Source organism: Streptomyces prasinopilosus (assembly GCF_001419695.1).
Lineage (GTDB): Bacteria > Actinomycetota > Actinomycetes > Streptomycetales > Streptomycetaceae > Streptomyces > Streptomyces prasinopilosus.
This window is the reverse complement of sequence record NZ_LIRG01000527.1, coordinates 1-6,499: the sequence shown is the minus strand read 5'-3', so window position 1 is coordinate 6,499 and position 6,499 is coordinate 1. Positions and strand designations below refer to the sequence as shown.

The following is a 6,499-nucleotide window of genomic DNA, read 5'->3' as shown; positions in this document are numbered from 1 at the left end:
GGCCTGGTCGGCGAGTCCGGCTGCGGGAAGACCACCCTCGGACGCTCGGTGCTGCGGCTCGTGGACATCACCGAGGGGTCGGTCGTCCTCGACGGCACCGACCTGGCGAAGCTGCCGAACGAGGAGATGCGCCGCTTCCGGCGCCGGCTCCAGATGGTCTTCCAGGACCCGCTGGGCTCGCTCAACCCCCGGCAGAACATCGAGTCGATCCTGTCCGAGGGCATGGTCGCCCACGGCATCGGCAAGAACCAGGAGGAGCGCCGCGAGAAGATCAAGGCGATCCTGGAGCGGGTCGGCCTGCCCTCCAACGCGCTGGCCCGCTACCCGCACGAGTTCTCCGGCGGCCAGCGCCAGCGCATCGGCATCGCCCGCGCGCTGGTCCTCGAGCCGGACGTGATCATCTGCGACGAGCCGGTCTCCGCGCTCGACGTGTCGATCCAGGCCCAGGTCGTCAACCTGCTGGAGGAACTCCAGGAGGAACTCGGCCTGACCTACCTGGTGATCGCCCACGACCTCGCGGTCGTGCGGCACATCTCCGACGTGATCGGCGTCATGTACCTGGGCTCGCTGGTCGAGGAGGCGCCGAGCGACACGCTGTACGCCGAGCCCAAGCACCCGTACACCAAGGCCCTGATGTCGGCCGTGCCGGTGCCGGACCCGGAGGTGGAGGACCGCCGCGAGCGCATCCTGCTCACCGGCGACCTGCCCTCCCCGGCGAACCCGCCCAGCGGCTGCCGCTTCCACACCCGCTGCCCCTGGGCCCAGGCCGAGAAGTGCGCCACCGAACGGCCGGAGCTGAAGGACGTCGGCGGCGGCCACCGGGTGGCCTGCCACTACACCGCCGAGATCGCGTCGGGGAAGCTGGCGCCGACCCGGCCGACGGGCATCGAGGCCGTCACGGAGACCGAGGAAGCGCTGGTGGAGCGGACCGAGGGCGAGGCGGAGGTCCCCGCCGCGCTCCTGCCGGCCGACTCGACGACCAAGCCGGACGCCCCGGCGGTCAAGGAGAAGGTCCCCGCGGCGGCCGAGACCCCGGGCGACCCGACGGCCGACGCCGTCGCGAAGGACCGGGACGCCGCGGCGCCGGAGGCGCCCGGCAAGGGCCCGGCCGGGACCGACTGACGGACCGCCGCACCCCTCGGACTCCCGGGGCACCGGACGGAGCTGAACCGTCCGGTGCCCCGAGGGCTCCCCGGGCCGCACGTCCGTGCCACCCCTCGCCTTGCTTTGCAAGGCGAGGGGTTCTTTTTGAGTGAGAATGTGAAAGTGCTCCAGCAACTCTTCAGCCCGTCCCTCCTGCACGCGCTCGACCTGATAGGCATCTTCGTCTTCGCGATCTCGGGCGCCCTGCTGGCGGTCCGCAAGAACCTCGACGTCTTCGGCATCGCGGTCCTCGCCGAGGCCACCGCCCTGGGCGGCGGGCTCTTCCGCGACGTGGTCATCGGCGCCGTGCCGCCCGCCGCCTTCACGGACCTCGGGTACTTCGTGACCCCCCTGCTGGCCGTGGTGCTGGTCTTCTTCCTCCACCCGCACGTCGAGCGCATCCAGAACGCCGTCAACTTCTTCGACGCCGCCGGCCTCGGGCTCTTTTGCGTCGTCGGCACCGCCAAGGCGTACGACTACGGGCTCGGCCTGACCGCCTCCGCCTGCCTGGGACTGGTCACCGCGGTGGGCGGCGGTGTGCTGCGGGACGTGCTCGCCAACGAGGTGCCCTCGCTGCTGCGCTGGGACCGCGACCTGTACGCCGTACCGGCGATGGTCGGCGCCACCATGGTGGCCCTGTGCATCCGGTTCGACGTGCTGAACGCGTTCACCAGCACCCTCGCCGTGATCACGGCCTTCGTGCTGCGCCTGCTGGCGCTGCGGTACCACTGGCGGGCGCCCCGCGCGTGGCAGCGCCGCTCGACGGTCCGCGAGGAGGAGTAGGGCAAGGGCGGGAAAGAGGGAAGGGAGCGGCACAGCGGACGGGAGGACGAGCGGACAGAGCCCAAAGCTACCGCTTAGTAGGTGTCTCTTGTACTGTTCACCCATGCCAGAAGCAGCCTCCGCCCCGGCCGTCCGGGCCGTCATCGGCGACAGTGAGTTCGACCGCGACACCGCGGTCACGCCCCGCGAGCCGGGTGTCTACGACATCGACCTCTCCGCCGGCTGGACGATCATCAGCGCCGTCAACGGCGGCTACCTGCTGGCCGTCCTGGGCCGCGCCCTCGCCGACACCCTGCCGCACGCGGACCCGTTCACCCTCTCCGCGCACTACCTGACCGCCTCCCAGCCGGGCCCGGCGGTCGTGCGGACCCAGACCGTCCGCACCGGACGCACCCTCTCGACCGGGCAGGCGTCCCTCTTCCAGACCGACGGCCAGGGCCGTGAGGTCGAGCGCATCCGCCTCCTGGCCTCCTACGGCGACCTGGACGCCCTCCCCGACGACGTCCGCACGTCGGCCGTGCCGCCCGCGATCCCGCCCATGGACCAGTGCTTCGGCCCCGAGGACGGCCCCGCCCCCGTCGACGGCAGCTCCGCCATCACGGACCGGCTGATGCTCAAGCTCGACCCCTCGACCCTCGGCTGGGCCCTCGGGAAGCCCTCCGGCAAGGGGGAGATGCGGGCCTGGTTCGGGCTCGCCGACGGCCGGGACCACGACCCGCTCTCCCTGCTCCTCGCGGTGGACGCGCTGCCCCCCACCGCCTTCGAACTCGGACTCAAGGGCTGGGTGCCCACGGTCGAGCTGACGGTGCACGTCCGCTCCCGCCCGGCGCCCGGCCCGCTGCGGGTCTCGATCACCACCCGCAACCTCGCCGGAGGCTTCCTCGAGGAGGACGCCGAGGTCTGGGACAGCGCGGACCGGCTGGTCGCCCAGTCCCGTCAGCTCGCCCGGGTGCGCCTGGGCTGAACGGCCCCCGGGACGCGGCCGGACGCCGGTCGGCCGCGTCGCGTCCCGGCCCGCCGTACCGGTGCCGGCCGTACCGGTACGGTCCCCCGCCGGGCACGCCTTCGGCGGGGGCCGCCTCGCCGGCCCGGCGTCCCGGCCGGTGCGGGCGGCCGACGCCGATCAGCCGCGGCCGGCGGGCCGCCGTCGACGCCGCGCGCTCCTGCCTCCGGGCCCGTTCTCCGGGGCCCGCTGCCGGTGCCTCCAGGGACCCCGGAAGAGACGTCCCGTGGTGATCCTCCGGTCGACGTGGCGCTGGGCCGGCACCGGCGGGCCGTCCTCGCTCCGGCCCGCGGACACCGGATCCCCAGCCCGCGTCCGTACGACCTCCCCGGGGAACCGGGCGAGCCGGTCGCGGATCGCCTCCCGGACCGCCGCACCCCGCCGTGCCGTTCGCGGACGACGAACCGCACGTGAACCGGGTGCCGGCCCACGTGCCCGGCGACCGGCTCCACGGCACGCGTGCTCCCCGGCGTCACCGGTCACCGGCACCGCCGTCCCGATCGACGGGTGCGGGCCCTCGAACGCCTCCCCGACCGGCACCACGCCGAGATCCCCGACCGGTCGGAAGTGCCGGTGGAAGGCGGCCGGGGCGATCCCCACGGCCCGGGTGGCCTCACGCGGTCCCGGGCTGCCGAGGCCCCGCTCCTCGGATCGCACGACGCGGTGCCGTACGCCGGGTGTTTGGACCAGCCGGTCAGTGAACACCCGTACCGTCATCGTTCGCCGGCCGTCGCACCGGGGAGCGAGCACCGGAGGGAACCCGGACCGAACCCGACCCCGAAGCCTGGAGGATCCGACCCGTGCTGTTCCTCGTCGCCGCGCTTCTGCTGATGGGCGTCGTCCTGGGCACCGTGGCCCACGCGCCTCTGACCGTCTCCGTGGCCGGAGGCGTCGTCGTCGCCGTCTGGCTCACCGTCTTCGCCCTGCGCGAGCGCCACGGCCGCGCCCGCCGGGAGGGCTGAACGCCATGCGCCCCACCGCACCGGCCACCCACCGGGCAACGCCCCACCGGGCCGCCGCCGGCGCCCGGGTCCGGGCCGCCGTCCGGGACGCCGACGGCATGGCCGTCGCGTCCTTCGTGCTGGGCCTGCTGGGTCTGCTCGTCCTCAACGTCGTTCTCGGGCCGATCGCCATCGCGCTGGCCGCCACCGCCCTGCGCCGGGGCACGACCCGGCGCGGACGCGCCTGCCTGGGCCTCGGCCTGGGCGTCGCCGACCTGCTGGTCCTGCTGGCGTTGATGCGGATGAACGACACGATCTCCTGGAACCTCTGAGCCCGCGGGGAGCCGTCCCGGCCGACCGCGCCCCGACGGCTCCGGCCGCGGCCCGTAGAATCGGCCCCACCATGGCTTACCTCGACCACGCCGCGACCACCCCGATGCTTCCCGAGGCGATCGAGGCACTCACCGCGCACCTCGGCGTCACCGGCAACGCCTCCTCCCTGCACGCCGCCGGCCGGCGGGCCCGCCGGAGTGTCGAGGAAGCCCGCGAAGCCCTCGCCGAAGCCCTCGGCGCCCGTCCCAGCGAGGTGGTCTTCACCTCCGGCGGCACCGAGGCCGACAACCTCGCCGTGAAGGGCCTGTACTGGGCCCGGCGCGACGCCGAACCGGCCCGCACCCGGGTCCTCGCCAGTCCCGTCGAGCACCACGCCGTCCTGGACGCCGTCCACTGGCTCGGCGAGCACGAGGGCGCCGTCGTCGAGTACCTGCCGGTCGACTCCCACGGCCGGGTCCACCCGGACGCCCTGCGCGAGGCGATCGCCCGCGACCCCGACGACGTGGCCCTGGCCACCGTGATGTGGGCCAACAACGAGATCGGGACGATCCTGCCGATCCGTGAACTCGCCGCCGTGGCCGCAGAGTTCGGTGTCCCGCTGCACTCCGACGCCGTACAGGCCTTCGGCCAGGTGCCCGTGGACTTCGCCTCCTCCGGACTCGCCGCGATGACCGTCTCGGGCCACAAGATCGGCGGCCCGTACGGCATCGGGGCGCTGGTCCTGGGCCGCGAGCACACCCCCGTGCCGGTGCTGCACGGCGGTGGTCAGGAGCGGCACGTCCGCTCCGGCACGCTCGACGTGCCCGCCGTCGCCTCCTTCGCCGTCGCCGGCCGGCTCGCCGCCGAGCAGCGGGAACGGTTCGCCCGCGAGATCGGCGCGCTCCGCGACGACCTGGTCGCCGCGGTCCGCGAGGCCGTCCCGGACGCCGTCCTCGGCGGTGACCCCGCGCCCGGGGGACGGCTTCCGGCCAACGCCCACTTCACGTTCCCCGGCTGCGAGGGCGACTCCCTGCTGCTCCTGCTCGACGCCCAGGGCATCGAGTGCTCCACCGGCTCCGCCTGCACCGCAGGCGTCGCCCAGCCCAGCCACGTCCTCCTGGCCGTCGGCACCGACCCGGACCTGGCCCGCGGCACCCTCCGCTTCTCCCTCGGCCACACCTCCACCCGGGCCGACGTCGAAGCCCTGGCCAAGGCCATCGGGCCGGCGGTGGAACGCGCGCGGGCGGCGGGACTGTCCTGATCCCCCCGAGTGACCCCCCTGGACACGACGAGGACCTACGAGACGGGTTCCCTTCGCCGGTATGACCCGGATCAGGTGACTAGGGGTCGCCTTCCGGTCCTTCGACCTTCCGGCCTCTCAGCCCGACCGTCGACGTCGGCACCAGCGGAAGCCGAAACCTCGCGCTGCAGTCGGCTACTCCGGTCGAACTCCCTCACTCGTCCCGTAGGCCTGTTCCCATCATAGGACGCCCCTTTCCTGAGGGAAGAGGGTGGTTCGATATTTTTCGTCCGATTTTTCGGGTGGCGGGATCAGGCCGTCGCCGTGCGCGCCCGGCGCACGAGCTTCATGTAGCGGTCCCAGTCCCAGTGCGGGCCCGGGTCGGTGTGGTCCGTGCCCGGCACCTCGATGTGACCGATGATGTGCTTCCGGTCGACGGGGATGTCGTAGCGCGCGCAGATCCGGGCCGTGAGGCGGGCCGAGGCCTCGTACATCTCGTCCGTGAGGTCCTGCGGCCGGTCCACGAACCCCTCGTGCTCGATGCCGATGCTGCGCTCGTTGTAGCCGCGGTTGCCCGCGTGGTAGGCCACGTCCAGCTCGCGGATCATCTGCGTGACGCGTCCGTCCTGCCCGACGATGTAGTGCGTCGCCGCCTGGTGCCCGGGGTCCTGGAAGGCCCGCACCGCGCTGTCGAAACTGCCCTGGGTGACGTGCACGATCACCATGTCTATGCCGAAGTCGTCGGGCCGGTCCGCGCGCCGCCAGTTGGCGTCCGAGGCCGCCACCCAGCGGGCGTCCGCGAAGTCGACCACGCCCGGCTCGCGCGGCTTCTCGATCCCGGGCACCCGCCACCACAGGCGGCCCAGCTCGTCCCGCGCCAGTACGGCCGTCCCCGCGGCGGCGGCCGCGCCGCCGACGAGCAGGGCCCGCCGGCCGATGCGGCGGTCGCCGCCCTTGCCGGCGCGGTTCGTGGAAGCTCTTCTTTCCCCCATGCGAGCAACAACGGATATCCGGTGGCTCCGGTTCCCGCGCCCCGTACCCTGGAGGGGTTATGACTGAGATCCCGCAGCCCTCCCG

7 protein-coding genes are annotated in these 6,499 nt (G+C 73.6%); 6 read left to right on the top strand and 1 reads right to left on the bottom strand.

The annotated features are described in order from the left end of the window. The 6 genes from AOK18_RS21170 to AOK18_RS21150 all read left to right on the top strand — a co-directional run. Positions 1–1,122, top strand: a 1,122-nt coding sequence (locus tag AOK18_RS21170) for an ABC transporter ATP-binding protein (RefSeq protein WP_055695378.1), incomplete at its 5' end; no start/stop codon positions are given. A gap of 144 nt (positions 1,123–1,266) precedes the next feature. Continuing rightward, a complete protein-coding gene (locus AOK18_RS21165; RefSeq protein WP_055571215.1) occupies positions 1,267–1,926 on the top strand; it encodes a trimeric intracellular cation channel family protein in 660 nt (219 codons plus the stop codon). A 103-nt stretch (positions 1,927–2,029) separates the two neighbouring features. Continuing rightward, the gene (locus AOK18_RS21160; RefSeq protein WP_055571216.1) at positions 2,030–2,890 is read left to right on the top strand and encodes a thioesterase family protein; all 861 of its coding nucleotides are present in this window, start codon (positions 2,030–2,032) and stop codon (positions 2,888–2,890) included. A gap of 839 nt (positions 2,891–3,729) precedes the next feature. After that, positions 3,730–3,891 (top strand): hypothetical protein, encoded by a 162-nt coding sequence (locus AOK18_RS32045; RefSeq protein ID WP_099048926.1) that lies wholly within the window; start codon positions 3,730–3,732, stop codon positions 3,889–3,891. A 5-nt stretch (positions 3,892–3,896) separates the two neighbouring features. Further along, entirely contained in the window at positions 3,897–4,202 is a 306-nt protein-coding gene (locus AOK18_RS21155; protein ID WP_055571217.1) for a hypothetical protein, read from the top strand. Between the two features lie 71 nt (positions 4,203–4,273). Beyond that, a complete protein-coding gene (locus AOK18_RS21150) occupies positions 4,274–5,443 on the top strand; it encodes a cysteine desulfurase family protein (RefSeq protein ID WP_055695377.1) in 1,170 nt (389 codons plus the stop codon). Positions 5,444–5,733: 290 nt separating this feature from the next. Here the strand turns inward: AOK18_RS21150 and AOK18_RS21145 are convergent, their stop codons facing one another. Further along, positions 5,734–6,414, bottom strand: coding sequence for an N-acetylmuramoyl-L-alanine amidase (locus AOK18_RS21145; protein ID WP_055571219.1), 681 nt, complete (start codon positions 6,412–6,414; stop codon positions 5,734–5,736). Positions 6,415–6,499 lie beyond the last annotated feature (85 nt).